Here is a 24,990-nt window from a genome sequence, read left to right on the forward strand (position 1 = left end):
CGGATCCGTCTCAGTCGAGGATGTCGAGGTGCGCGCGCCGCCCCGACTTGCTCGCGGCGGCGCTCAGCAGCGTCCTGATCGACTGCGCGGTGCGCCCGTCCTTGCCGATCACCTTGCCGATGTCCTCGCGCGCGACCGTCAGCTCGATCCGCGGGAAGCGGTCGCCCGCGACCTCGCGCACCACCACCCGGTCCGGGTGATCGACGAGCGCTCGGGCAACGAGCGCGACGAGATCGACCAGCGGAGACGTCGAGGAGGCCATGCTACTTCGCGGCGTCCGCCGGCGCGGCGGCCTGGGCGAGCCCAGGGTGCTTCAGGAGCAGCGCCACCGTGTGCGTCGGCTGGGCGCCGTTCGAGATCCAGTGCCTCACGCGGGGCACATCGAGGCGGATCTCCGTCCTGCGCGGGTCGTACGTGCCCAGCCGCTCGATGAACCTGCCGCCGCGCGGGCTGCGCTGGTCGGCGACGACGATGCGGTAGAAGGGCGTCTTCTTGGTGCCCGCGCGGGCGAGGCGAATATGAACGGCCATCTGTAGAACCTCGATCGAATGGAAGAGCCCGTGCGCACGTTGTGCACGGCCTGCTCTGAGGCGCCGGAGCGTAGCTCGTTCAGTGCTCGGCGCCAGAAGCGGGGGCGCAACCTAGGCGAAGATCCCGCCGGTGGTCAACCCCGCACAAGCGTGGCGAGACCCGCAAAGAGCGATTTCTTGCCCTCTTTCGCGTGCGCGGGGCGGGACGCGCTCGAGCCCGCCGGCATCCCGTTCCGACCGGACGAGATCCGCCGGACATCGGTTCAGGCGAAACAACGAGCTCCGTGGGCGCATCGAAGGACGCACGTCGCCGATCTTCGGAGCTTGCGGAGGTACGGGAAAGCGTTGCGGGGCGGCTCGCTGGGGTAGCCGCTCGGCGGTTTCCAGGGAGGCTTCTTCAGGGACGCTTCGGGAGGCGTTCCCGCGGGAATCAGACGGGGGGCTTGCGTGCTACACGTGGCGTCAGCCCAGGTCGAGGATGATGACGCCCCGGTTGGGATCGTCCTCTTCCGCGTCCGGAAGACGACGAGGTGCGGGGTAGCGTTCGATCGGCAGCTCGAGGCGCGGTCGAATTTCTTCTCTTCTTGACCGATCCTTCTCTTCTTCGCGCTGCCGTATTTGCTCGATGATGAACGGAGGAAGCATCGACTAACCCCTCCACCTCGTAGAGTACTCGGCTGAATTGGTGGAACGAGGTCTGGGAGAAAGCACCCCGCTCTTAGAAGCGAATCTAGCAATGTGGGATGGCGGGTCAAGGTTATCGCTCGGGCCGACAGTGGTATGTTCGCGGCGCTCATGACGCGGTACGGCGCGTGGCTTGCGCACGCATCCTTCGAATTTCCCAGGGATGATCGGCGTCCGCAGGTGCGCCGGCGGGCGACATGCCGCTCCCGCGTGGTCGCGCTGGCGGCGCTGGCGGCGCTGATTGCGCTGCTCGCGCCCGTCCGATCAGCGAGCGCGGCCTTCGACGTGAGCGACCAGAGCTGGGAAGGTTGCTCGGAGCTCCTCGAGATCGCGCGCGCGGAGCTCGGTGTCGCGAGGGTCCACGCCGTCGCTGTGCTCGACTGGAGCCGGATCGGCCCCGAGGACGGGATCCTCGTGCTCCACCCGCTGCAGGCGCTCGACGCGGACGACACGACGTCGTTCATGAAGGCCGGCGGGCGGCTCGCGATCGTCGACGACTTCGGCCGCGGCGACGACACGCTCCGGCGGTTCCAGATCGAGCGCATCCCGACGCCAGCCCGGCCGGTCGCCGCGCTCCGGAACCGCCCCGCCCTCGCCATCGCGGAGCCGGTCGTCGACGTCGTCGGCGGCCACGCCATCGGCCCGCACCCCGTCGTCAGCCAGGTGCAGCGGCTCGTCACGAACCACGCGACCGGCCTGAGGCACCCGAACCTCTCGCCCGTGCTGCGGATCCGCGCCGTCAGCGAGCCCGACGTGATCGTCGCCGTCGCCGGGCAGGTCGGCAAGGGCCGGCTCTTCGCGATGGGCGACCCGTCCGCGCTGATGAACATGATGCTCCGGTACCCGGGCAACCGGGCGTTCGTGTCGGGCCTGACGCGCTACCTCGTCGACGAGGACGGGGCTCAGCCGCGCCGGGGGCAGCTCTACATCGTCGCGAACCGGTTCGACGAGGAGAGCTCGTTCGGCGGCGAGTCGTCGCTCCGCAAGGACCTCGACGCGCAGCTCAAGGCCTTCGCCAGCGCCGTCGAGGACGCCCGCCGCGACGGCTTGCCCGGCGGCGCCCTCCTCGCGCTCGCGGCGCTCGCCGGCCTCGGCCTCGCGCTCTGGACCGCGCGCGCCTCGGCGCGCCCCTACCGGAGCCCGCTCCCTCGATACGCCCGCCCGACGCCGCTCGTCGCGCAGGGAGGCGCCGCCGGGCGCTTCGCCGTGCTCGCCGCCCCGTCGTCGCCCCGCGGGCTCGCGTTCCTCGAGCTGAAGAGCGCGCTATTCGAGGCCCTGTCCGTGCGGTTCGGCCTCGAGGCCAACCCGACGCAGGAGGCGGTCGCGCGGCTCGTGGCCCGAGAGGGATCTCTTGACGAGCGGGCCCTCTCGGCATTCAAGGAGGTTCTGGGCTCCATGTACCGAGTCGAAGCGTCCGTCGTCGCCGGCAAGCCGGCGAACGTGTCCAGGCCAGCGCTGTTGCACGCGGCCGACGTCGTGCGGAAGGTCCTCGCCGCCTGCGGCGCCGACGGCCGGAAGCCGCCGCGCGGATCTCACCCCGGCGCGCCGGAGGGCCGCGCGGCGGCGGCGCCGGAGGCGCGGCCCTCGCAGGCAGACGCGAAGCTCGCACCACCACCCTCTGACAAAGGCGCTCGATGAACCAGGTTCAAGCCGTCGCCGTCGACGAAATCTCCGCTGCCAAGGAGCGGATCGAGGCGGTCCGGCGGGAGATCACGCGCGTTTACATCGGATCGTCGCGCGTGATCGATCTGATGCTCACCGCCCTGCTCGCGCAGGGGCACGTGCTGCTGGAAGGTGTCCCCGGCGTCGCGAAGACGACGCTGGTGAAGGCGTTCGCGGCCGCGCTGGGCGCGTCCGTGCGGCGGATCCAGTTCACGCCCGACCTCCTGCCCGCCGACATCACGGGGACGTACGTCCTGTCGCCCAAGGAGGGGACGTTCACGCTGCGCCCCGGCCCGATCTTCGCGAACGTCGTGCTCGCCGACGAGATCAACCGCGCCCCGGCGAAGACCCAGTCCGCCCTGCTCGAGGCCATGCAGGAGCGGCAGGTGACGATCGAGGGTGATCGCTTCGAGCTGCCGTCGCCCTTCATGGTGCTCGCGACGCAGAACCCGATCGATCTCGAGGGGACCTACCCGCTGCCGGAGGCGCAGATCGACAGGTTCCTCATCCGGGTGAGCCTGGGCTACCCGCAGCACAAGGACGAGGTGGCGATGCTCCGCGCGCACAACGTCGAGCCGCCGCGGGCGCGGGCGACGCTCGCCGTCCAGGACCTCCTCATGCTGCAGGGCGTCGCGCGACGGATCCACGTCGAGGAGGATCTGTACGAGTACGCGGTGAACCTCACGGCGTTCACGCGGACGCACCCTCGCGTCCTGCTCGGCGCGTCGCCGCGGGCCACGCTCGCGCTCATCCAGGCGGCGAAGGCCGCGGCGGTGATCGGCGGCCGCCCGTTCGTGACGCCGGACGACGTGCGCGGCATGGCGCCCGCGACGCTCGCGCACCGCCTGGTGCTCGTGCCCGAGGCCGACGTGGACACGAAGGCGCGCGACGCCATCATCGAGGAGGCGGTCCAGCGCGTGGGCTACCGGCGCGCGGCGCGACCGACGTAGGTCGCCCATGCAGCTCTACCCCACGCGCACCGCCGCCCACCTGGCCATCGCCGGCGTCGCGGTCATGGGCGCCGGGCTCATCGCGCGCGAGCCGGCGATCGTCGGCTGGGGCGGGGCGATCCTCGTCGCGATCGCGCTGGCCCGCGGCGTGACGCTCGTCTCGGTGGCGCGCATCCGCGCTGCAGGGTTCGAGATGCTCTGGGGCGGCTCGAAGCGGGTCCTGCGGTCCGCGCGCGGCGGCACCGTGGAGATCGAGGCCGAGGTGCGGAACCGCGACACGCTCGCGGCGCGCTACGTGAAGCTGCGCGCGATCGCGTCGTCGCAGCTCGACGTGCGCATCGAGCCGAGCCGCGGGGAGGTCTCCGCCTCGGGGCGGCTCAAGGTGAAGGTCGTCGTGCGGACGCCGCGCGTCGGCCAGCACGGGCTCCACGGGCTCGCGCTCGAGGTGCACGGCGCCCCGGGCCTCTTCGAGGTCCCGCTGACGTTCGCGAACCCTTACGGGATCGAGGTGCTGCCGCGGCCCTTCATGGCGTACCTGACGCAGCCGCGCGGAGGGCGAAGCCACCTCCTCGCCGCGTCCGGCAAGCCCGGGCGCGTGCGCGGCGAAGGGGACGACCTGCGCGAGCTGCGAGAGCACCAGCCGGGGGACCCGTTCCGGAAGATCGCGTGGAAGGCGAGCGCGCGCCGGGGCACGCTGCTCGTGAGGGAGTTCGAGCGCGAAGAGCGGGACGTTGTCTGGATCCTCGTCGACGCGGCCGTGGACCTCTGGGCCGGCCCGCTCGGCCGCGCCCCGCTCGATCTCATGATCGACGAGGCCTCGTCCGTCGCCACGAGGCACCTCGGGCGCGGCGATCGCGTCGGGCTCATCATCCTCGCGCCCGGCCCGCGCGTGACGATCCCGCCCGACCACGGCCCGGGACACGGCCAGAAGATCGCGCACGCGCTCACCGTCGGGTGCGGCACCTACGACGCCGACCGCAGCGAGCTCGACGAGTCCGACGTCGCGGCGCGCGTCCTCGAGCACCTCAGGCCGCTCGACGGGCGCGGCCTCGACGACCTGCGCCGCGGCGACCTCGACCGGCTGGCCGCCCGCGCCGAGTCGATGCGGTCGCGCGCGCCGTTCTCGGCGACGGCGCCGCTCGGGCGCTCGCAGCGCGAGCGCACGTTGCGCCGCTATCTCGCCAGCTACGGCATCGAGTCGCCCGCGCGGTCCGAGCCGGACCGGCGCGATTCCGCGGTGACCATCGCGGAGTCGCTCACGCACGCCGCGCGCACCAAGCCGCGCGCGAGCATGGTCTACGTCCTCGCGCCGCCCCCCGCCGACGCGCAGCTCGGCCGGCTCTCGGAGGCGGTGCGGCGGCTCTCGCGGAAGGCCGTCCAGGTGATGTGGGTGCTCCCGGATCTCGAGCCGGGGCTCAGCCCTCCCTGGGAAGCCCCCCGCCCGCAGGAGAGCGAGGGCGACGATGAGCGTCGGGCCCCCACGCCGGCAGACAAGGCGTTCCAGGAGCTCGCGCCCATCGCGGCCGAGGCCGTGCTCATCCGCGCGCGCGTGGCGCAGACCCGCCGCGAGGCCGTGCTCCGCAAGGCGGGCGTGCGCGTGGTACGGCTTCGCGCCACGACAGCGGCTGCGCCGAGCGCAGCCGCGGCAGCGCCCCACAACGGGGCGCCCCCACCTCACGCCTGAGGACGAGCGATGTCGATCTCCGAGCTCCTGCGCGCGCGCGGGCTCTCTCCCAAGAAAGCGTTCGGGCAGAATTTCCTCGTCGACACCGAGGCTGCGCGCCGGATCGCGGAGGCGGCCACCACGCCGACCGGCGGCGCGGTCGTCGAGATCGGCGCGGGGCTCGGCGCGCTGACGCGACCTCTCCTCGAGCGCGCCGCGCACGTCGTCGCGATCGAGCGCGACCGCGACCTCGTCCCGATCCTCCGCGAGCAGCTCGCCGGCCCGATCGAGGAGGGTCGGCTGACGCTGCTCGAGGCCGACGCCGCCCAGGTCGACTGGGTCGCCTCGCTCGCCGGAAAGCCGCCCCCGCGCGCGGTGGCCGGCAACCTCCCGTACCAGCTCACGGGCCGCCTCCTCGAGCAGGCGACCACGATCGCGCACGAGATCGATCGCGCGGTGTTCATGGTGCAGCTCGAGGTCGCGGAGCGCCTCACCGCCGCCCCCGGCACCGCCGACTACGGCGCGCTCTCGGTGTTCGTGCAAGCGGCGTTCGACGTGCGCCGCCTGCTGATCGCGCGCGCCGGCGCCTTCTACCCGAGGCCCGAGGTCGACTCCGCCGTCGTCGTCCTGACGCCGTCGCGCCCGCGGCGCGCCGAGGAGACGGACGCCTTCCGCGCCGCCGTGCGCGCGGCCTTCTCGGCTCGCCGCAAGACGCTCCGCAACGCCTGGAAGAACCTCTACGGCTGGTCGCCCGAGGAGCTCGATCGCCGCGCGAAGGACGCCGGCATCTCGCTCGACGCGCGCGGCGAGACGCTCAGCGTCGAGGCGTTCGCGCGGATCGCCGCCGCCAAGGGCCGCTGACCACCCACCGCGCGAGCGCCGACCGCCCCCCGGCGCAGGCGTTCTCTGAAGGGAGTGGGCCGCGGAACCCCTAGTCGGACGCGCAGGTCCGTGCTAGTGCGCCGCGCGACTCGTCAAAGCTCGTACGAGGAGGGCTCCCGCTCCATGGTTGTTGGAAAGATCACTCAGGTCATCGGACCGGTCGTCGACGTCGATTTTCCGTCGGGCCAGCTACCCAAGATTCTGAACGCGCTCAAGGTGAGCAACCCGAGCATCTCGGCCGAGCCTGACAACCTCGTGCTCGAGGTCGCCCAGCACCTCGGCGAGTCGACGGTGCGCACCATCGCGATGGACTCCACCGACGGCCTCGTGCGCGGCATGGAAGTCCGCGACACGGGCAAGCCCATCATGGTTCCCGTCGGCAACGAGTGCCTCGGCCGCATCCTGAACGTCGTCGGCGTGCCGATCGACGAGGCCGGCCCGGTGAACGCGAAGAAGATGGCGCCGATCCACAGGGATCCTCCGCCGTTCATCGAGCAGTCGACCAAGGTCGAGGTCTTCGAGACCGGCATCAAGGTCATCGACCTGATCGCCCCCTACCGCAAGGGCGGCAAGATCGGCCTCTTCGGCGGCGCCGGCGTCGGCAAGACGGTGCTCATCCTGGAGCTCATCAACAACGTCGCGAAGGCGCACGGCGGCGTGTCGGTCTTCGCCGGCGTCGGCGAGCGGACGCGCGAGGGCAACGACCTCTTCCTCGAGATGAGCGAGTCGAAGCTCGCGGACGGCAGCCCCGTCATCTCCAAGGCCGCGCTCATCTACGGCCAGATGAACGAGCCCCCGGGCGCCCGCGCCCGCGTCGCGCTCTCGGCGCTCGCCGTGGCCGAGCACTTCCGCGACGAGGAGGGCCAGGACGTGCTCCTGTTCGTCGACAACATCTTCCGGTTCACCCAGGCGGGCTCCGAGGTGAGCGCGCTCCTCGGGCGTATTCCCAGCGCCGTCGGTTACCAGCCGACCCTCTCCACGGAGATGGGCGCCTTCCAGGAGCGCATCACCTCGACGACCAAGGGCTCTGTCACCAGCGTGCAGGCGATCTACGTCCCTGCCGACGACCTGACCGACCCCGCCCCCGCCACGGCGTTCGCCCACCTCGACGCCACCACGGTGCTCTCGCGCGCGATCTCGGAGCTCGGCATCTACCCGGCCGTCGATCCGCTCGACTCGAACTCGACGATGCTCGATCCCCAGATCGTCGGGGAGAAGCACTACTCGGTCGCGCGGCGCGTGCAGCAGACGCTGCAGCGCTACAAGGACCTCCAGGACATCATCGCCATCCTCGGCATGGACGAGCTCAGCGAGGACGACAAGCTTGTCGTGTCGCGCGCCCGCAAGATCCAGAAGTTCCTGTCGCAGCCGTTCTTCGTCGCGGCCCAGTTCACCGGCCTCGAGGGCAAGCTCGTGCCCCTCAAGGACACGATCGCGGGGTTCGAGGAGATCCTCGACGGCAAGCTCGACCACGTCGCCGAGCAGGACTTCTATCTGGTGGGCGGCATCGACGAGGTGAAGGCTCGGGCCTCGCAGAGGGCGGCTTGAAGCAGCCATGGCCGACACAATCCTCCTCGAAATCGTGACGCCGACCGGCGTCGCGCTGCGCGAGCAGGTCACCGACGTGACCGCGCCGAGCGTCGCCGGCGAGTTCGGCGTGCTGCCGGGGCACCTCCCGCTGCTGGCTGCCCTCCGGACCGGCCTCGTGACCTACCACCAGAACGGCCAGGAGCACCGCCTGGCCGTCCATCACGGCTTCGTCGAGGTCGCCCACGACACCGCGCTGCTGCTCACCGAGCGCTTCGCGAAGAAGGCCGACGTCGACGTCGTGAGGGTGCGCCTCCGGCTCAAGGAGGTCGACGCTGAGCTCGACCACTGGCAAGGCGACCTGACTGATCCGCGCCGCCGCGAGCTCATTGAAGAGGAGCAGTGGCTCGCCACCGAGCTCGAGCTCATCGGCGATCCGCCGCCGCCCATGGTCCGCGAGGACACGCGGTTCCTCGTCGATCACGCCGAGGCGCCGTCGGTCGAGGAGATGGTCGAGGCCTCCCACCCCGACGAGAGCCTCACGGACCACAAGAAGCCCGGGTCTCCGTTCCCCGATCCGAAGTGACGTTCCTGGCGGCAACCGCCTTGCGCGTGCGGCCGCCGCACAGGACACTGGTCTCTACACTGGCCGCGAAGGCCTGGGAGCTCTCCCGCTTCGCGAGCTGCCCGCATCGCCCAGGCGCTGGCGCGAACGCCGCCACGCCGCCCGGGTTCACCCGTGACGATCTGCGGGCCCCGCGCGCACGGGGCCTTCAAGGCAGCCCATGATCTCTCCGGAGACGATCGCGCTCGTGAAAGAGCGCACGGATCTCGTAGCGCTCATCGGCGAGAGCGTGCGCCTCACGCGCCGCGGACACTCGTTCACCGGGCTCTGCCCCTTCCACAAGGAAAAGACGCCGAGCTTCCACGTGAACCCGAACCGCGGGTTCTATCACTGCTTCGGTTGCAAGGAGACCGGCAGCGCCATCGACTTCGTGATGAAGCTCGAGGGCCGGACGTTCGCCGAGGCGGTGCGCGCGCTCGCGGAGCGCGCCGGCATCGAGGTGGCCGAGGCGATGACCGAGGCCGAGCGGCGTGAAGCGCAGGCCGCGCGCAAGTCGAAGGACGACCTCTACGCCGTCAACCACCTCGCCGCGACGTTCTTCGAGCACAGCCTCCGCGGCGGCCCGGGCACGAGCCCCCACCCGCTCGCGCGCTACGCCCACGAGGAGCTGCAGCGCCGCGGCCTGCCCCTGCGCGACGGCGATGGATCGGTCGATCCGATCTCCGACGCCCTCCAGTCGTTCCGGATCGGCTACGCCCCGTTCGGCTGGGACGGGCTCGCCACCTTCCTGCGGCAACAAGGCGTCTCCCCGGTCCTCGGCGAGCGCGTCGGGCTCCTCGTGCCGCGCTCGTCGGGGAGCGGCCATTACGACCGCTTCCGGCACCGGCTCATGTTCGCCGTCACCGACGTGATGGGCCGCGTGATCGCGTTCAGCGGGCGCGCGCTGCCGGATCCGAGCCCCGCGGAGCTCTCGTCGCTCGGCCTCACCGGCCCTGCGCCGCAGGCCGACAGCGCCCCGGCGAAGTACATCAACAGCCCCGAGTCGCCGATCTACACGAAGGGCGAGCACCTCTTCGGCCTGTACCAGGCGCGCCAGGCGATCCGGCAGCGCGGCGAGGCGGTCCTCGTGGAGGGCAACTTCGACGTCGTCGCGCTCCACGCGCGCGGCATCGGCAACGCGATCGCGCCGCTCGGCACCGCGTTCACGCCCGGACAGGCGAAGCTCATCAAGCGCTTCGCGCCCGCGGTCGTCCTGCTCTTCGACGGCGACGCGGCCGGCAAGAAGGCGACGCGCGCGGCGCGCACCCCGTGCCGCGAGGCGGGGCTCAGCGCCCGCGTCGCCGTGCTGCCCGCCGGCCTCGATCCCGACGACCTCGCGCGCAAGCACGGCCCCGAGGCGGTCGCGCGCATCCTCAAGGGGGCGCGCGGCCTGCTCGAGCACCTCATCGACGAGGCGCTCGACGGCGACAGCTTCGGCGGCTCGTCGCTGCCCGAGCAGCTCGCCCGCGTGCGCGCCGTGGCCGCGCTGCTCGCCGAGGAGGACGACCCCAACCTCCGGATGATGGCGAAGCTCTACGCCGACCGCGTCTCCTCGAAGCTCGTGATCGGCGGTCGCTCCCCCGACGACCTCCGGCAGCTCGAGCGCGTCGTCGAGGAATCGCTCTCCCGGCCGCGAGGCCAGCCCACCCGCGAGGTGACCCCCTCCGGCCAGTCGACCGAGACCTGGGAGCACGCCCGGTCGCGCGCGCAGATCCAGGAGATCAGCCTCGAGATCCTGGGATCGATCCTCGATTTCCCCGAGCTGCTCGTCGACGACGACGTCCAGGCCGCGCTCGAATGTCTGGAGGGCGACGTCGCTCTTGCAATTGTCGCAGCGCGTCAAAATTTCATTCTTGAAATGGGACTTGCCGCCGGCGAATTTCTTGCGCAAGTCCCGGGTCCGATCCATTCATTCGCGGCTGGACGGCTGGTCTCGCCTGTCTTCGAAGCGGCCTCAACGGCCAAGGCGACGCTCTTGGAGAACTCGAAAAAGTTGAGCAGGCAAGCCCTGGCCCGACAGAAGGCCGCCGTGATGAGCCAGCTTCAGAAGAGCGCTGTCGACGCCGAAGCTGAAAACGCTTTGCTGCGTGAGCTATTCCAGCGAAGAGCGGGGGGGCTCGGTCTTCCTTGATGCGTTCCGGGTCGCCCCGACGTGGCGCCCCGACGTGCGTGATCCCTAGAGTTTGTCGGAATCGTTGGTGTCTTGTCGGTCGCGGCGAGCAGATCGCCGAAAGTGGAGCATGAGGTAATGGCGAGCAAGGCCAAGCAATCTTCCGGTCGGGCAGGCGGGGTCGCGAGGGCGGCGGGGGGCGGCGCGTTGAACGGCGCGCGGCACGCTTCGACACGCGGGCACGCTGAGGCAGGGGCACGCCCAAGCAACAAAGGAGACGCGGGCATCCGAGCCGAGCGGTCCGAGAAGGACCGGAAGACGCTGGAAAAACTCGTCGAGACCGGCAAGAGCAAGGGCTTCCTCACCTATGACGAGGTGAACGACGCGCTCCCCGCGGACGTCGCGCCCGATCAGCTCGACGACGTGGTGGGTGCCCTCGGTGACGAGGACATCGAGATCGTCGACGGCGCCACGCAGGTGAAGATCGCGCCGAAGCGCATCGCGGACGAGGAGGCGGGCGAGAAGAAGCTCGTCGTCACGCCCGACCGCGAGGAAGAGGACGTCGACTACTACTCGAAGTCGAACGATCCCGTCCGGATGTACCTCCGCAAGATGGGCAGCGTCTCGCTGCTCACCCGCGAGGGCGAGGTCGAGATCGCGAAGCGGATCGAGATCGGCGAGCAGAAGGTCAACGCCGCCATCCTCGACTCCCCCATCGCCGTCCGCGAGATCATCGATCTCGGCGAGAAGCTCCGGAAGCACAAGATCCGGGTGAAGGAGCTCATCAAGGACGCCGAGAACGACGACCAGGAGTTCGACGAGGAGGAGGCCGACCGGCGCATCATCCGCCTCATCGACAAGGTGAAGCGCGTCGACAAGAAGAAGGCGGAGCTCCTCGAGGAGCGCAAGGACGTCAAGACCGAGGCCCGCCGCAAGCAGATCGACGTCGAGGTGACGCAGGCGACGGCCGAGCTCGTGACGACGCTCGAGGAGATGCGCCTCAACAAGCGCACGATCGACAAGATCGTCCAGAAGCTGAAGAGCCTCATCTCGAAGGTCGAGAAGGCGGAGGCCGGCGCGACGGAGCTGGAGCGGCGCACGGGGCTCTCGAAGGGCGAGCTCAAGCGCGAGCTCATCAAGGTGAAGGGCAACCGCGCCCTCGAGGGGCGGCTCGCCAGGAAGCTCAACGTCAACCGCGAGGAGCTCAACGACTTCGAGTCGACCATCAAGAACGCCCAGAAGGGCCTGAAGAAGGTCGAGGAAGAGCTCAACATCGACGTCGCGGCGATCCGCGAGACTTACGAGAACATCCGCGAAGGCGAGCGGATGGCCGAGCGCGCCAAGGCGGAGCTGGTCGAGGCGAACCTCCGCCTCGTCGTCTCCATCGCGAAGAAGTACACGAACCGCGGCCTCCAGTTCCTCGACCTCATCCAGGAGGGGAACATCGGCCTCATGAAGGCCGTCGACAAGTTCGAGTACAAGCGCGGCTACAAGTTCTCGACGTACGCGACGTGGTGGATCCGGCAGGCGATCACCCGCGCGATCGCGGACCAGGCGCGGACGATCCGCATCCCGGTCCACATGATCGAGACGATCAACAAGCTGATCCGCACCTCGCGCTACCTCGTGCAGGAGTACGGCCGCGAGCCGACCCCCGAGGAGATCGCCGAGAAGATGGAGCTCCCGCTCGACAAGGTGCGGAAGGTCCTGAAGATCGCGAAGGAGCCGATCTCGCTCGAGACCCCCATCGGCGAGGAGGAGGACTCGCATCTCGGCGACTTCATCGAGGACAAGAGCGTGATCTCGCCCGCCGAGGCGGTGATCAACATGAACCTCGCCGAGCAGACCCGTAAGGTCCTGAAGACGCTGACCCCGCGCGAGGAGAAGGTGCTCCGGATGCGCTTCGGCATCGGCGAGAAGAGCGATCACACGCTCGAAGAGGTCGGCCAGGACTTCGAGGTCACCCGCGAGCGCATCCGCCAGATCGAGGCGAAGGCGCTCCGCAAGCTCCGGCACCCCAGCCGGTCGAAGCAGCTCAAGAGCTTCATCGACAGCTAGCCCGTGGGCTGCCCCGCTCGGCGACGGAAGGCAGGCCCTGCGAGCAGGCCGCGCTGCCATCCCCTCCCCGGCGAGCCGCGCGCTCGTGGGGGGAGGGGCTCGCTTGTCGCTCAGCGCGCCGCCGTGGCCCTCCTCGCGGTCGCAGGCGCGCTCCTCGGCGCCGGGTGCAAGAAGACCATGTCCGAGGACGACTGCCGCAGGGTCGGCGAGGCCATGCGCGCCGCCTGGGCGGCGGAGGTGAAGCGGGCCGGGCCGGCAGAGCCAGGAGGCTCGGGGAAGGCCTCGGTCGTGCTCGCAAGCGAGGGCGAGCGGCTCTCGTCGGAGTGGACGTCGGACTGCAAACGCGAGCTCGCCGGGAGCGAGGTCGACCCGGGCGAGATCGACTGCCTCACCCGGGCGAAGACGCTCGAGGATCTCCGCCGGTGCGGCGCGCCGTGAAGGGCGCCCGCGGGCGCGCCAGCAGGCGCCCCCTCGGCGGCTCAGCTCGGTTCAGTTGAGGTAGCGCTTGTCCTTCGGCGGGTCTTTCTGACCGCCGGGGATGACCCGGAGCGGGGCGCCGCTCGATCGACCGCGCGCCGCGGGGACGCGGCGGAGCGCGGCGGACTGGGCCTGGAGCTGGCGGAAGCGCATCCGCAGGTAGAAGCGGCGCAGCGGAGAGAAGTCGCCGAAGAGGTAGCCCGCGAGCATGCCGCCGAACGGCGTGATCAGCCCCTCGGGGGGCGCGCGCATCGCGATCACGTTCAGCACCGAGATCGCGAAGATGAAGACGAGCAGCATGGTGCCCGTCACGGGGAGGATGAAGAAGAGCCGGACCGTGGCGTGGCGGTGCGCGAGCGCCCACGCGACGGCGACCGCCTCGATCATGCCGAGCCCGCCGTAGAACACGGACTGCGCCACCTTCGGGAAGAGCGCGCCGACCGCCACCTGGAGCGCGAACGCGAACGCCGCGGAGCCGAACAGGAACGCGATCATGCGGCCGGCGCCCCATCGCTCCTCGAGCGACGTGCCGAGGAAGTACAGGCCGAGCACCGTCATGATGAAGTGCCAGGGGTCGCTCGGGCTGTGGATGAGCGGCGCGGTGAGCAGCCGCCACACCTGGCCGTGCAGCACCCGGTCGCTGATGCCGAGGAACGGCTCCAGGACCCCTTCCCCGGCGCCGCCCCAGTTCAGCCCCAGGGTGAACATCACCCAGATACAGCCGATCGCGATCATCATCCCCAGCAGGGCCTTGCCTGGCCTGGGGAACCCCATCGAGCCGTGCTCCGGGCGCATGCTTTCCACCTAACAGCCGCGCCCCCGCCCGGCAACCGCTGCCCCCGTACTTTGCCGCGATCCGCCCCCTGCCCGCGCCGCCGCGCCCCGGCGTGCGCCCGCGTCACGCCAGCCGGGACGCTCCGGGGCAGGGGCTGCCCGGCAGCGCCCGGCGGGCCCGAGGCGGCACACGCACGCGCGCGCGCACGCACGCACGCCGGCAGCGCGCCTGTTTCGATGGCTGCCTGGTCCCCTGCTGCCCGCAGGGCGACAGCTCAGAAGAAGTTTCCGATGTTGAACTCGAACTTGTACGTCTCTTCGTAAGGCAGGCGCTTGAACGGGAAGCCCCACTCGAAGCGCAGCGGTCCGAGCGGCGAGAACCACCGGAGCCCGAGCCCCCACGAGGTGCGGACGTCGAGCAGGCGCTCGAGCGAGAAGCACGGGTTCGTGACGTCGTGCGGCGAGGCAGGGGCGGCGTTGCAGTAGAGCTTCTCGAGGTTCCAGGCGTTGCCCAGATCGGTGAAGACGACGCCCTTGATCTGCACGGCCTCGATGAGCGGGAACTCCAGCTCGAGGTTCTGGTAGTACATCAGGTTGCCGCCGATGTTCGCGCCGTTCGCGATCGGCGCAGAGTTCGGATCCAGCGAGTCGCGGAGCGGGAGGCGCGGGCCGATGTCGCGGATCTCGAAGCCGCGGACGTCGAGGATGCCGCCCAGGAAGAAGCGGGCGAAGATCGGCACGCCCTCCGGGTTAGGGCTCGTCACCATGCCCGCCTCGGTGTTCAGCTTGAGGACCAGGCTGTCCGTGATCGGGTAGTAGAACCGCCCCGTCGCGCGGTAACGCAGGAACTCGTTCTGGCTGCCGAACGCGCTGTGAGCGAGCTCCACCGAGCCTTGCAGGTAGATGCCGGAGGTCGGGAAGAGCTGGTTGTTGCGCGTGTCGTAGGTGAGCGCAGGGCGGATGCTCGACGTGATCCCGTCGTTGAAGAGGTTGTAGAGCGGGAGCCGCTGGAACGTGGACCGCGGGTCCGCCGTGCCGAGGCCGGTCGTCGTGGACGACGAGATCTCGTCCTTCTCCAGGGTGTAGGTGAGCTGCGCGCGGAGCTCAGGCTCGACGAGGGGGTAGCCGATCGTGAGCGAGCCGCCCGTGGAGGTCTGCGAGAACTCCTTGTAGGCCCGGAGCTGGTTGTAGACGCTCACCGCCGCGGAGAACGGGCTGTCGAACAGGTACGGCTCGAAGAAGCGGAGGTCGATGAGCCGCCGCAACCCCGAGATCTGCGCCTGGAGCGAGAGCGACTGGCCGCTTCCGAGCAGGTTGGCCTGCTGGACCTGCGCCGTCGCGATGAAGCTCTCGACGCTGGAGAAGCCGGCGCCGATCTGGAAGGTGCCCGTCGGCTTCTCGCCGATGTCGACGTTGACGTTGATGTGCTGGGCGTCCTCGCCCTGCTCGGTGGAAATGTCGACCCGCTCGAAGTAGCCGAGCGCGGTGATCCGCTGCTTCGACCGCTCCAGCTTCGTCTCGCTGAAGAGCTTCCGCTCCTCCACCTCCATCTCGCGGCGGATCACCTTGTCGCGCGTCTTCGTGTTGCCGCGGATCTCGATGCGCCCGAAATAGACGAGCTGGTTTCTGCGGATGCCGACGGTGATGTCGACCTCCCGCCGGTCGGGGTCGAGCTGGGTGTCGGGCGACGCCTCGACGTTCGCGTAGCCGGCGTCGCGGTACAGCGTCTGGATCGCGCTGAGATCCTTCGCGAGCTCGGCGCGGTTGAACCAGTCCCCCGGCTTCGCGCGCACCATCTCGCGCAGCGCCCGGCGCCCGCCGAGCGGCTCGATCTCGCGGCCGTCGGCGTCCCGCTCGTAGACGCGGAGCGAGCGGATGCGGAACCGCGGCCCCTCGTTGATCGTCAGCGTGACCTCGATGCCGGTGCGGTCGGGCGTGAGCATCACCCGGGGCGTCGCGACCTGCACCGCCAGGAACCCGCGATCGTAATAGAGCGCGTTGATCACGAGCACGTCGCGCTCGAACGCGTCCTGGCGGAACGGGCCGCCCGTGCCGAAGGCGAAGAAGCCCCCCTGCCCCGTGATCATCACCTCCCGGAGCTCTTCGTCCGAGATGTTGTGGTTGCCGATGAAGGTGATGCGCCGGACGGTGACCGGCGAGTGCTCCTTGATCGTGAACTTGAGGGTGACCTGGTTCTCCCGCTCCGGTTTGATCTCGTAGCTGACCTCGGCGAGGAAGTAGCCCTCCTCGGCGTACTTGTCGCGGAGCTTCTGCACACCGCGCCGGATCGCCGCGTAGCTCAAGATCGTGCCGGTCTTGACCTCGACAGAGAGCGCCTCGGTGAGGTCCTCGCTGCTGATCTCGTTGTTGCCGGAGAACTCGATGGCCTTGATGCTCGGCCGCTCGCGGACGAGCACCCGCAGGCTCACGCCGTCGTCGCGGCGGGTGAGATCGACCTCGACGTCATCGAACAGGCCGGACTCCCAGAGCTCGCGCACGTCGCGCGCCAGCCCCTCGGGGGTGAACGGCCGGCCGACGCGCGTCTGCCCGAGGTAGACGAGCACGTCCTCGGTCGAGACCCGCCGGTTGCCGGCGACGGTGACCTGAACGACCGGCTGCCCGCGGGCGAGCTCGGCCTCGGTCGGCGCGAGGTCGAGCGTCGGCTCCGCCGTGTCGGCGGCGCCCTGCACAGGTGTACCGGCGGCGCCGGGCTGTGCTCCTCCGGCCGTGCCGGCCGGATCGGGTGGTGCAGCGGCGCCGGCCGGGGCGGGGGACGGCGTGGCGCCACCCCCGGGCGGCTGGGCGCCCGGAGCACTTCCGGGCACCTGCGCGGCCGCGAGCCGGGGGCGCAACGCCACTGCCGCAACGAACACCAGGAAGAGGCCGAGCCAGACGAGCCGCTGCCAGCGGCCGGGGAGGCGAAGCATTGAACGGGTGCCTGTCGCGTACAAGGCGCCACCCCGTAGCCCAGTGCGCCGTGAGTCTCAAGGGCGGACGCCGAAAACAGGGCATCGACGACGGGCCATGCCGCGATCCCGGCGTTCGGGTCGATCTCCGGGCCATCTGACGCTATGCAAGGGCCCGAACGAGCGCAGGCGAGCACCCGCCGTCAGAAATTCCCGCAAGGTAGCCTTGACCGAGCGCGAGGCCCTGGGTAATTGCCGAGGCTTGCCAGCGTTCACCTGAACATCGGAGCACCTGTTCAGCCGGTGCCCGCGCACTCCGTGGAGTAACGCGTGTCTCGAACCCCCTCCCTTCCGCCCGACGGTGACGCACCCCGCAGGGGCCGCCGCGGTGGCCGGCCCGACGACGGCGAGCCGCCGCCGCCCCCGGCGCCCGACACCTCGCTCGCCGACGAAGCGCAGCGCCGGTACCTGAACTACGCGCTCAGCGTCATCACGTCGCGCGCGCTCCCCGACGTGCGCGATGGGCTGAAGCCGGTGCAGCGCCGCATCCTCTACGCGATGCTCCACGACCTGCACCTCGGCCCGGACGCGAAGTACCGGAAGAGCGCCGCGGTCGTCGGCGACGTGATGGGCAAGTACCACCCGCACGGCGACGTCGCGATCTACGACGCGATGGTCCGGCTCGCGCAGGACTTCGTGATGCGGGCGCCGCTCATCGCCGGCCACGGGAACTTCGGCTCGGTGGACGGCGATGCGCCGGCGGCCATGCGCTACACCGAGGCGAAGCTCCGCCCCCTCGCGCTCGAGCTGCTCAGCGAGCTCGGCCAGCGCACCGTGGACTTCCGGCCCAACTACGACGGGACGCGCTTCGAGCCGATCGTCCTGCCGTCGCGCTTCCCCAACCTCCTGGTGAACGGCTCGCAGGGGATCGCCGTCGGGATGGCGACGAGCATCCCGCCGCACAACCTCGGCGAGGTGATCGACGCGTGCGTCGCGCTGATCGAGAGCCGCGAGCTCACCACGCAGAAGCTGCTGTCGTACGTGAAGGGGCCCGACTTCCCGACCGGCGGGCAGCTCCACGCGACGAAGAAGGAGCTCGAGGCCGTCTACACGTCCGGCCAGGGGTCGCTGAAGCTCCGCGGCGAGTGGAAGCTGGAAGAGGGCGACGGCAAGCGCGGCGCCGCGCCCCAGATCGTGATCACCTCGATCCCGTACGGGGTCGAGCGGAAGGCGATCGTCGAGAAGATCGCCGAGGTGATCGTCTCGAAGAAGCTGCCGACGCTCGTGGACGTGCGCGACGAGTCGACGGGCGAGGTGCGCATCGTGATGGAGCTGAAGCGCGGCGCGGACGCGCAGCTCGTGATGGCGTACCTCTACAAACAGACGCCGCTCGCCATCAACGTCCAGGTGAACCTCACCTGCCTCGTGCCCACCGACAACGCGGAGGTCGCCGCGCCGCGGCGGCTCGGCCTGCACGAGATCCTGACGAAGTTCCTCGACTTCCGCTACGCGACGGTGACGCGGCGGCTCGAGTTCGAGCTCGGCGAGCTGAGGCGGCGGATCACGATCCTCGAGGGGTTCGAGAAGATCTTCGACGCGCTCGACGAGGTGATCCGGATCATCCGCAAGAGCGAGGGCAAGGCCGACGCGGCCGAGAAGCTGATGAAGCGCTTCAGCCTGAGCGAGGAGCAGACGGACGCGATCCTCGAGCTCAAGCTCTACCGGCTGGCGCGGCTCGAGATCCTGCTCGTCCAGAAGGACCTCGCCGAGAAGCGCGCCGAGGCGAAGCGGATCGAGGGGCTGCTCAAGAGCGAGGCGAAGCGCTGGGGGATCGTCCGCGACGAGCTCGTCGAGATCAAGGGGTCCTACGGCGAGAAGCGCCGCACCAAGGTGGTCGGCTCGATCGACGAGCCCGAGTACCAGGCCGAGGACTTCATCGTCGCCGAGGACGCGAACGTCATCCTCTCGGCGCAGGGCTGGGTGAAGCGGGTCCGCGAGGTGCGGGATCTCTCGTCGACGCGCGTCCGCGAGGGCGACAGCGTGCTCGCGGCGGTCGCCGGATCGACGCGGTCGACGGTCGCGTTCTTCTCGAACCTCGGCGCGTGCTACGTGTGCCGCATCCACGACGTGCCGCAGTCGACCGGCTACGGCGACCCCGTGCAGAAGCTGTTCAAGCTGGCCGACGGCGAGCGGATGATCGCGATGCTCTCCTTCGATCCGAGGGCGATCGATGTCCCGGCGCCCACCCCGGACGCGGCAGAGCCCGAGCCGCCCTTCGCGCTCGCGATCACGCGCGGCGGCCTGGGCTTCCGGTTCTCGCTGCGCCCGCACCGCGACCCCTCGACGCGCTCCGGGCGCCGCTTCGCCAAGCTGAACGACGGCGACGAGGTGCTCTTCGTCCACGCCGTGAACGGGGCCGACAGCGTGCTCTGCGCCACGACCGACGCGTGGGCGCTCAGCGTGGCCGTGGAGGAGCTAGCGCTGCTCTCTGGCCCGGGCAAGGGCTCGGTCGTGATGCGGGTCGCCGAGGGCGAGCGCCTCGTCGGCGCCGCGCTCGCGCTCGGCCCGAACGACACGATCACGGTCGAGACCGAGAAGGGCAAGACGCTCGAGATCGCCGCGAGCAAGATCGCCGGCGCCCGCGGCACCCAGGGAGAGCCGGTCGCGCGACGCGACCGCTTCGCCCGGGTGGTGCCGCCGGCCGTCGTCGTACCGACGCTGGAGGTGAGCTGACATGGCCGCCACGAATCCCCCGGTCCGCGCCGCGTCCGGCGCACGTTACACGGCTGCTGACATCGAGGTGCTCGAGGGGCTCGAGCCCGTCCGCAAGCGCCCCGCCATGTACATCGGCGGCACCGACGCCAGGGGCTACCACCACCTGCTCTGGGAGATCGTCGACAACGCCGTCGACGAGGCGATCAACGGGCACGCGAAGCGGATCGAGGTGACGCTCGACGCCGACCACCAGGGCGCGACCGTGACCGACGACGGGCGCGGCATCCCCGTGGACGTCCACCCCCGGTACAAGCGCCCCGCGCTCGAGCTCATCTTCTGCACGCTGCACGCGGGCGGGAAGTTCGCGAGCGACAACTACAAGGTCTCCGGCGGGCTCCACGGCGTCGGCTCGAGCGTCGTCAACGCGCTCTCCGAGCTCGTCGAGGTCCGGGTGCTGCGCGACGGGTTCGAGCACCAGCAGACGTTCTCGCGCGGGGTGCCCATCAGCAAGCTGAAGAAGGGCGCGCCCACCCGGAAGCACGGCACGAGCATCCATTTCCGGCCGGATCCGGAGATCTTCGGGCAGGGCCGGAAGCTCGACGCCGAGACCATCCGCGAGCGCCTGGAGGCCAAGGCGTACCTCCACGGAGGGCTCGCGATCGTGTTCCGCGATCTCGCGTCCGGCGAGTCGATCGAGCTGCTCCACCCGAACGGCATCGCGGACTTCCTGCCGAAGCTGGTCGCCCAGCGCGGCAAGGCGGTGACGCACCCGTCCATCTTCTACGTCGCGCGCGAGGGCGAGATCCGGCTCGAGGCCGCGCTCCAGTGGACCGAGTCGACCGACGACTACGTGAGGTCGTACGTCAACGGTATCCCCACCCACGCGGGCGGCGCGCACGAGTCCGGCTTCGGCGCCGCGATCGTGAAGGCGGTCCGCGCCTTCATGGACGCCAAGAAGATCCAGCCGAAGGGCGTGACGCTGACGGCCGACGACATCCGCGAGGGGATCGTGGGGGTCCTGTCCATCTACATCCAGGAACCTCAGTTCCAGGGGCAGACGAAGGATCGGCTCAACAACCCGGAGGCTGGGCCGGCGGTCGAGGGCCTGGTACGGCCCGCGCTCGAGCAGTGGCTGCTCCACAACGGCACGGCCGGCGAGTCGATCGTGGCGCGCGCGATCCTGGCGGCGCGCGCGAGGGAGGCGCGGCGCGAGGCGACCCAGCAGGTCCTGCGCAAGACGCCGGTGTCCCACCGGCTCAACCTGCCGGGCAAGCTCGCCGACTGCTCCTCGACCGATCCCAGCGAGAGCGAGCTCTTCATCGTCGAGGGCGACAGCGCCGGCGGCTCCGCCAAGCAGGGCCGGGATCGCCGGACCCAGGCGATCCTCCCGCTGCGCGGCAAGGTGCTCAACGCGGAGCAGGCCTCGACCTCGAAGGTGCTCGGCAACAAGGAGCTCCAGGACATCGTGAGCGCGCTCGGCTGCGGCTTCGGGAAGGACTTCGACGCCTCCAAGCTGCGCTACGGCCGGATTTTTCTGCTGATGGACGCCGACAGCGACGGCCAGCACATCGCCACGCTGCTGCTGACGTTCTTCTACCGACACCTGCCCGGCTTGCTCCGCGGCGGCCACGTGTTCCTGGCGCAGCCGCCGCTCTATCGGATCGACGTCGGCAAGGAGACGCACTGGGCGCTCGACGACGCAGAGCGAGACCGGATCCTCGCGAAGCTCCCCAGGACGGCGAAGGCGGACATTTCGAGGTTCAAGGGGCTCGGCGAGATGCCCGCGGAGGACCTCAAGGCGACGACGCTCGACATCCGCCGCCGCCGCGCGCTGCGCATCGTGATCGAGGGAGAGATCGAGACCGACCGCATCCTGAACGAGCTGATGGGTAAAGACGCCCAGGCGCGCTTCCGCTTCATCATGGAGCGGGCGCCGAACGCCGAGATCGACGTCTGATCCTCGACGCCGCGATCCGGAGATCGCTGAGACACACCGCGCGCGCACCGCATTGGATGCCGGGACGCCGGCGCGCATTCATCATCACCTGACAGCAGCGACAGCGGCGCGAGGAGTCCTCGTGACACGCCTTCCGCGAGGAGTCCTCGTCACACGCCTTCGCGCTGGCGTGCGCCGCGAGAAGGCACGGTGTGCCAGGCACAAATGATCCCGGGCGTCTGTGTCGCGTGAACGCCAGGCCACACCCTACATGACATCGCGAGCAGGTTGACCTGAAATCCCGGCGTTTTGTGCCGCGGGATGCCGGATCACCTGAGCCAGAAGCGCTGCGTCCGCTTGCGGCCTACCGGTTGCAATACGCCCTACCGGTGGCCGCGATGACCGCGGCACACCGCCCTTTCACCGCTGGAGAGGTACTCGTGACGACTGCGCTTCCCATCTCGACTCCGATCGCACCCTCCTCGTCCCACACCACGCCGGCCGCACGCGCCCTGTCGGTCCCGGCCACTTCCGCCGCGCTCCCGAGCAGCACGCCGGCCGCGCGGCTCACGGCGCCGCCGCGCGCCGCAGCGTCGAGCTACAGCGCGCAGCCGGCACGCGAGCGCGCCGCAGCGACCGCGGTCTCGCGCTCCACGCCGCCGCACCCGGCAGCCCCGCTCCCGCGCAGCACGTCGGAGCGGCTCCTGCTCGGCCGTGATCGAATCCGCAGCGCCGCGGAAGCGGGCCAGAGGATCCGCTCCTACGAGGTCGCGCTGGATCTCGATCTGTCCGAGTTTCACTTCGCTCGGCTCTTCCGTGCCGCCTTCGGGCTATCGCCGCACGTCTATTACGACGAGGTGCGCGCCGAGCGGGCCCGGACGCTCTTACGCGAAGGGCTCACGGAGGGGGAGGTCGCCCGCCGCATCGGCTTCCGCAGGCCGGCGGAGCTCCGGGCGCTCCTGTCGAAGCGCGGCGGCGCGCTGGCCCCGGCCAGCGAGGCCGAGGCGAGCGACGCCTCGGCGGAGTGATCTGACGCCATCTGACGAAGGCGCCGGCCGTGTGGAGCGCCGGCGCCGCGCTCTCTCCCGGATGCGGAGACAAATTCCCTGCCCCCATGACATCGCGATCAGAGTCGCCTGTGCTTGAGCGACGGTAGATTCGCCCTCACCCGATCGAGGTAGGCGGGGTCGAGCATCGCCATCGCGATCCCCTCCCCTTCCGAGGCCTGAGCGATCACCTCACCCCAGGGATCGATCACGCACGACTTCCCGAAGGTGGCGCGCCCACCAGGGTGCTTGCCCCACTGCGCCGCGGCGATCACGTAGGCCTGGGCCTCGATGGCCCGCGCGCGGAGGAGGACCATCCAGTGGTCCTTGCCCGTGAGCAGCGTGAACGCCGCAGGGACGACGATGGCCTCCGCCCCCGCCGCCGAGAGCGCGCGGTAGAGCTCCGGGAACCGGACGTCGTAGCAGATCGACAGCCCGAGCTTCACGCCGTCGATCTCGGTGACGACGGGGCGCTCGCCGGCGGTCGTCGACGCGGACTCGCGGTACTTCGTCCCGTCGGCGATCTCGACGTCGAAGAGGTGGATCTTCCGGTAGCGGGCTGCCAGCCGGCCGTCGGGGGCGAAGACCGCGCAGGTGTTGTACGGACGCGCCGGGTCGTGCGCGCGCTCGGGGAAGCCGCCGGCCACGATCGTCACGCGGGCGGAGCTCGCCGCGTCGGCGAGGCGCTGCGCGATCGGGCCGCCGCCGGCGTCGAGATCCTCCGCGATGTTGCGCTTCCCCTCCTCGCTGCCCATGTACGCGAAGTTCTCGGGCAGCACGACCGTCGTCGCCCCACGACGCGCCGCCTCGGCGACGCGCGCCTCCACCCGCGCCAGGTTCTCGCTCACGTTCTCCTGGCTGGAGAGCTGAAGCGCCGCCCAGATGACCGGTTTCTGCATGCGGCAAGCCTACCGCACGAGGCACCGGCGTGGACCGCGCGCCGAGGAACGCACGGCGTTCACCGGACGCCGCGATCTACGGGCGCGGCCGCGCTCCCGCCCGCGCCCGCAGCCCCGCCCGCCCCCGGCGCCCCGCCGGCTCCCGCAGTTCCGCCCGCGCTGGCTTGCGCGGTCCCGACCGCACCCGCGGTCCCGCTCGAGCTCGCGTTTCCGCCCGCGCCAGGCGCCCCGCCGGCTCCCGCAGCCCCGCCCGCGCCCGCAGCCCCGCCCGCGCCCGCGCCCGCAGCCCCGCCCTCGCCCGCGCCCGCAGCCCCGCCCGCGCCCGCGCCCGCGCCCGCAGCCCCGCCCGCGCCCGCCGTGCCATCTCCACCATCCGGCCCGAAGTCCGGCTCAGGGCACTCGAGCGGCGCGCTGTGGTAGGCGCACCTCGCGCCGCACGCGGCGCACACGCAGGCGAGCACCTGCTGGAACGCCCGCTCGGCGGCGCCCGCGTCCTCAGGGAACACGCACCCCGCCTGGCACGCCTTGTCGCGGCCACACGCGTTGAGGCAGAGGCTGATCTGCCTGCACCCGGGCTCCCCGTCGCACGCCGCGAGCTGCGCCTCGCAGCGCGCGCCGCGGGCGGCGTGCTCGTTGAAGCAATCGCCGCAGCGCCCGGCCTCACCGCCGTACGCCGCGACGCACTCGCAGAGGTTCGCGGGCCCGGGCCCCTCGTCGAAGCCCGCGTCGGGCGACGCGCCTCCCGACGTGCCAGCGCCGGTGGACGAGCCGGCATGGGGGCGCGGCGGCGGGAGCCGCTCCTCGGTACAGCTCGGCAGCGACGCGGCCGCGAGCATCGCGCCGCATGTCGCCACGCCGTACAGGACAGCGCGGCCGTACCGCCCGACAGGGGCGCGCATCGCCCGCCGCACGAATGTCATGATGGGACGAGCGTAGCCTGCCTCTCCCCCGGGGCCGAGCCCGAGCCGCGCAGCTCCCGGCCCCCTCACGAACGACAAAGGTCGAGCGGTACCCTCTCCCGGCAGCCGCCGATCGCTTCTATGCTTTGCCGGCAGATCACGAAAATTCTCATGGAAATCGCTCCCCTGTCGTTGTTACCGCGCTCCGTGCTCGCCCTGGCCAAGGAGGTCGCGCGCGCGCTTCTCCGGAGACCCGTCGTCGGGATCTCCGCCGCCGCGCAGACCGCCGACGGCCGATGGCTGCTCATCCGCCGCAGCGACACCGGCACGTGGGCGCTCCCGGGAGGGACCCTGGAGTGGGGCGAGTCGCTCCGCGACACCGTGGTCCGGGAGCTCGCGGAGGAGGCCGGCGTCACCGAGGTCGATGTGGGTCGAGTCGTGGGCGTGTACTCGCGCCCCGATCGCGACATCCGCTTCCACGCCGTGACGGTCGTCGTCGCCGCGCGGATCGGCGAGCCGACGCGCCCTCCCCAGAACCCGCTCGAGATCCGGGAGGTCAGGCTGTTCCGGGAGGACGAGCTCCCGACCGAGCTGGCGATGGGCATGGGCGACTTCCTCGCCGCCGCCCGGCGCGGCGGCGACACGGAGCTCGAGTGAGCCGAGGCAAG

At 70.7% G+C, this 24,990-nt stretch carries 20 protein-coding genes; 13 read left to right on the plus strand and 7 right to left on the minus strand.

Features of this window, described 5'->3' with window-relative positions; genetic code table 11:
* Window positions 1-10: 10 nt before the first annotated feature.
* The 3 genes from WMF24_RS23590 to WMF24_RS23600 form a co-directional block, all read right to left on the minus strand.
* Window positions 11-262 (minus strand): KH domain-containing protein, encoded by a 252-nt coding sequence (locus WMF24_RS23590; RefSeq protein ID WP_061608562.1) that lies wholly within the window; start codon window positions 260-262, stop codon window positions 11-13.
* A 1-nt stretch (window position 263) separates the two neighbouring features.
* Window positions 264-530 carry a 30S ribosomal protein S16 gene (rpsP, locus tag WMF24_RS23595; protein WP_012237071.1) on the minus strand — a complete coding sequence of 89 codons (267 nt, stop codon included), beginning with the start codon at window positions 528-530 and terminating at the stop codon, window positions 264-266.
* Window positions 531-992: 462 nt separating this feature from the next.
* On the minus strand, window positions 993-1,175 hold the full coding sequence (locus WMF24_RS23600; protein WP_104982642.1) for a hypothetical protein: 183 nt from the start codon (window positions 1,173-1,175) through the stop codon (window positions 993-995).
* Window positions 1,176-1,424: 249 nt separating this feature from the next.
* Here WMF24_RS23600 and WMF24_RS23605 point away from each other — a divergent pair, with 249 nt between their 5' ends.
* The 9 genes from WMF24_RS23605 (at window position 1,425) to WMF24_RS23645 (ending at window position 13,108) form a co-directional block, all read left to right on the plus strand.
* Window positions 1,425-2,852, plus strand: coding sequence for a DUF4350 domain-containing protein (locus WMF24_RS23605; protein ID WP_437738691.1), 1,428 nt, complete (start codon window positions 1,425-1,427; stop codon window positions 2,850-2,852).
* Entirely contained in the window at window positions 2,849-3,826 is a 978-nt protein-coding gene (locus WMF24_RS23610) for an AAA family ATPase (RefSeq protein ID WP_437738692.1), read from the plus strand. Before WMF24_RS23605 ends, WMF24_RS23610 begins: the two co-directional genes overlap by 4 nt.
* Before the next feature lie 7 nt (window positions 3,827-3,833).
* Window positions 3,834-5,510 carry a DUF58 domain-containing protein gene (locus tag WMF24_RS23615; RefSeq protein WP_437738693.1) on the plus strand — a complete coding sequence of 559 codons (1,677 nt, stop codon included), beginning with the start codon at window positions 3,834-3,836 and terminating at the stop codon, window positions 5,508-5,510.
* 9 nt (window positions 5,511-5,519) lie between these two features.
* Entirely contained in the window at window positions 5,520-6,350 is an 831-nt protein-coding gene (gene rsmA / locus WMF24_RS23620) for a 16S rRNA (adenine(1518)-N(6)/adenine(1519)-N(6))-dimethyltransferase RsmA (protein WP_437738694.1), read from the plus strand.
* 144 nt (window positions 6,351-6,494) lie between these two features.
* On the plus strand, window positions 6,495-7,919 hold the full coding sequence (gene atpD / locus WMF24_RS23625) for a F0F1 ATP synthase subunit beta (RefSeq protein ID WP_437738695.1): 1,425 nt from the start codon (window positions 6,495-6,497) through the stop codon (window positions 7,917-7,919).
* Between the two features lie 7 nt (window positions 7,920-7,926).
* Window positions 7,927-8,484: an ATP synthase F1 subunit epsilon gene (atpC, locus tag WMF24_RS23630; protein WP_437738696.1), complete on the plus strand. Its 558-nt coding sequence runs from the start codon at window positions 7,927-7,929 to the stop codon at window positions 8,482-8,484.
* 199 nt (window positions 8,485-8,683) lie between these two features.
* Window positions 8,684-10,633 (plus strand): DNA primase, encoded by a 1,950-nt coding sequence (gene dnaG, locus WMF24_RS23635; RefSeq protein ID WP_437738697.1) that lies wholly within the window; start codon window positions 8,684-8,686, stop codon window positions 10,631-10,633.
* Window positions 10,634-10,750: 117 nt separating this feature from the next.
* Window positions 10,751-12,670 carry an RNA polymerase sigma factor RpoD gene (gene rpoD, locus WMF24_RS23640; protein WP_437738698.1) on the plus strand — a complete coding sequence of 640 codons (1,920 nt, stop codon included), beginning with the start codon at window positions 10,751-10,753 and terminating at the stop codon, window positions 12,668-12,670.
* 123 nt (window positions 12,671-12,793) lie between these two features.
* The gene (locus WMF24_RS23645) at window positions 12,794-13,108 is read left to right on the plus strand and encodes a hypothetical protein (protein ID WP_437738699.1); all 315 of its coding nucleotides are present in this window, start codon (window positions 12,794-12,796) and stop codon (window positions 13,106-13,108) included.
* Window positions 13,109-13,159: 51 nt separating this feature from the next.
* Here WMF24_RS23645 and WMF24_RS23650 read toward each other — a convergent pair whose 3' ends face one another.
* Window positions 13,160-13,942, minus strand: coding sequence for a rhomboid family intramembrane serine protease (locus WMF24_RS23650; protein ID WP_437738700.1), 783 nt, complete (start codon window positions 13,940-13,942; stop codon window positions 13,160-13,162).
* A 254-nt stretch (window positions 13,943-14,196) separates the two neighbouring features.
* Entirely contained in the window at window positions 14,197-16,848 is a 2,652-nt protein-coding gene (gene bamA / locus WMF24_RS23655; protein WP_437738701.1) for an outer membrane protein assembly factor BamA, read from the minus strand.
* A gap of 309 nt (window positions 16,849-17,157) precedes the next feature.
* Here bamA and WMF24_RS23660 point away from each other — a divergent pair, with 309 nt between their 5' ends.
* The 3 genes from WMF24_RS23660 (at window position 17,158) to WMF24_RS23670 (ending at window position 22,506) form a co-directional block, all read left to right on the plus strand.
* The gene (locus tag WMF24_RS23660) at window positions 17,158-19,560 is read left to right on the plus strand and encodes a DNA gyrase/topoisomerase IV subunit A (RefSeq protein WP_437738702.1); all 2,403 of its coding nucleotides are present in this window, start codon (window positions 17,158-17,160) and stop codon (window positions 19,558-19,560) included.
* Between the two features lies 1 nt (window position 19,561).
* Entirely contained in the window at window positions 19,562-21,499 is a 1,938-nt protein-coding gene (locus WMF24_RS23665) for a DNA gyrase/topoisomerase IV subunit B (protein ID WP_437738703.1), read from the plus strand.
* 419 nt (window positions 21,500-21,918) lie between these two features.
* Window positions 21,919-22,506 (plus strand): helix-turn-helix domain-containing protein, encoded by a 588-nt coding sequence (locus WMF24_RS23670; protein ID WP_437738704.1) that lies wholly within the window; start codon window positions 21,919-21,921, stop codon window positions 22,504-22,506.
* A gap of 98 nt (window positions 22,507-22,604) precedes the next feature.
* On the opposite strand, the gene WMF24_RS23675 is transcribed toward WMF24_RS23670, so the two are convergent.
* Together WMF24_RS23675 and WMF24_RS23680 are read right to left on the minus strand one after the other, a co-directional pair.
* A complete protein-coding gene (locus WMF24_RS23675; protein ID WP_437738705.1) occupies window positions 22,605-23,423 on the minus strand; it encodes a carbon-nitrogen hydrolase family protein in 819 nt (272 codons plus the stop codon).
* 59 nt (window positions 23,424-23,482) lie between these two features.
* Window positions 23,483-24,343 carry a hypothetical protein gene (locus tag WMF24_RS23680; protein WP_437738706.1) on the minus strand — a complete coding sequence of 287 codons (861 nt, stop codon included), beginning with the start codon at window positions 24,341-24,343 and terminating at the stop codon, window positions 23,483-23,485.
* Window positions 24,344-24,493: 150 nt separating this feature from the next.
* On the opposite strand from WMF24_RS23680, the gene WMF24_RS23685 reads away from it, so the two are divergent.
* Window positions 24,494-24,979, plus strand: coding sequence for an NUDIX hydrolase (locus tag WMF24_RS23685; protein ID WP_437738707.1), 486 nt, complete (start codon window positions 24,494-24,496; stop codon window positions 24,977-24,979).
* Window positions 24,980-24,990 lie beyond the last annotated feature (11 nt).

This window comes from Sorangium sp. So ce1335, from assembly GCF_051521615.1.
In the GTDB taxonomy this organism is placed as follows: Bacteria; Myxococcota_A; Polyangia; order Polyangiales; family Polyangiaceae; genus Sorangium.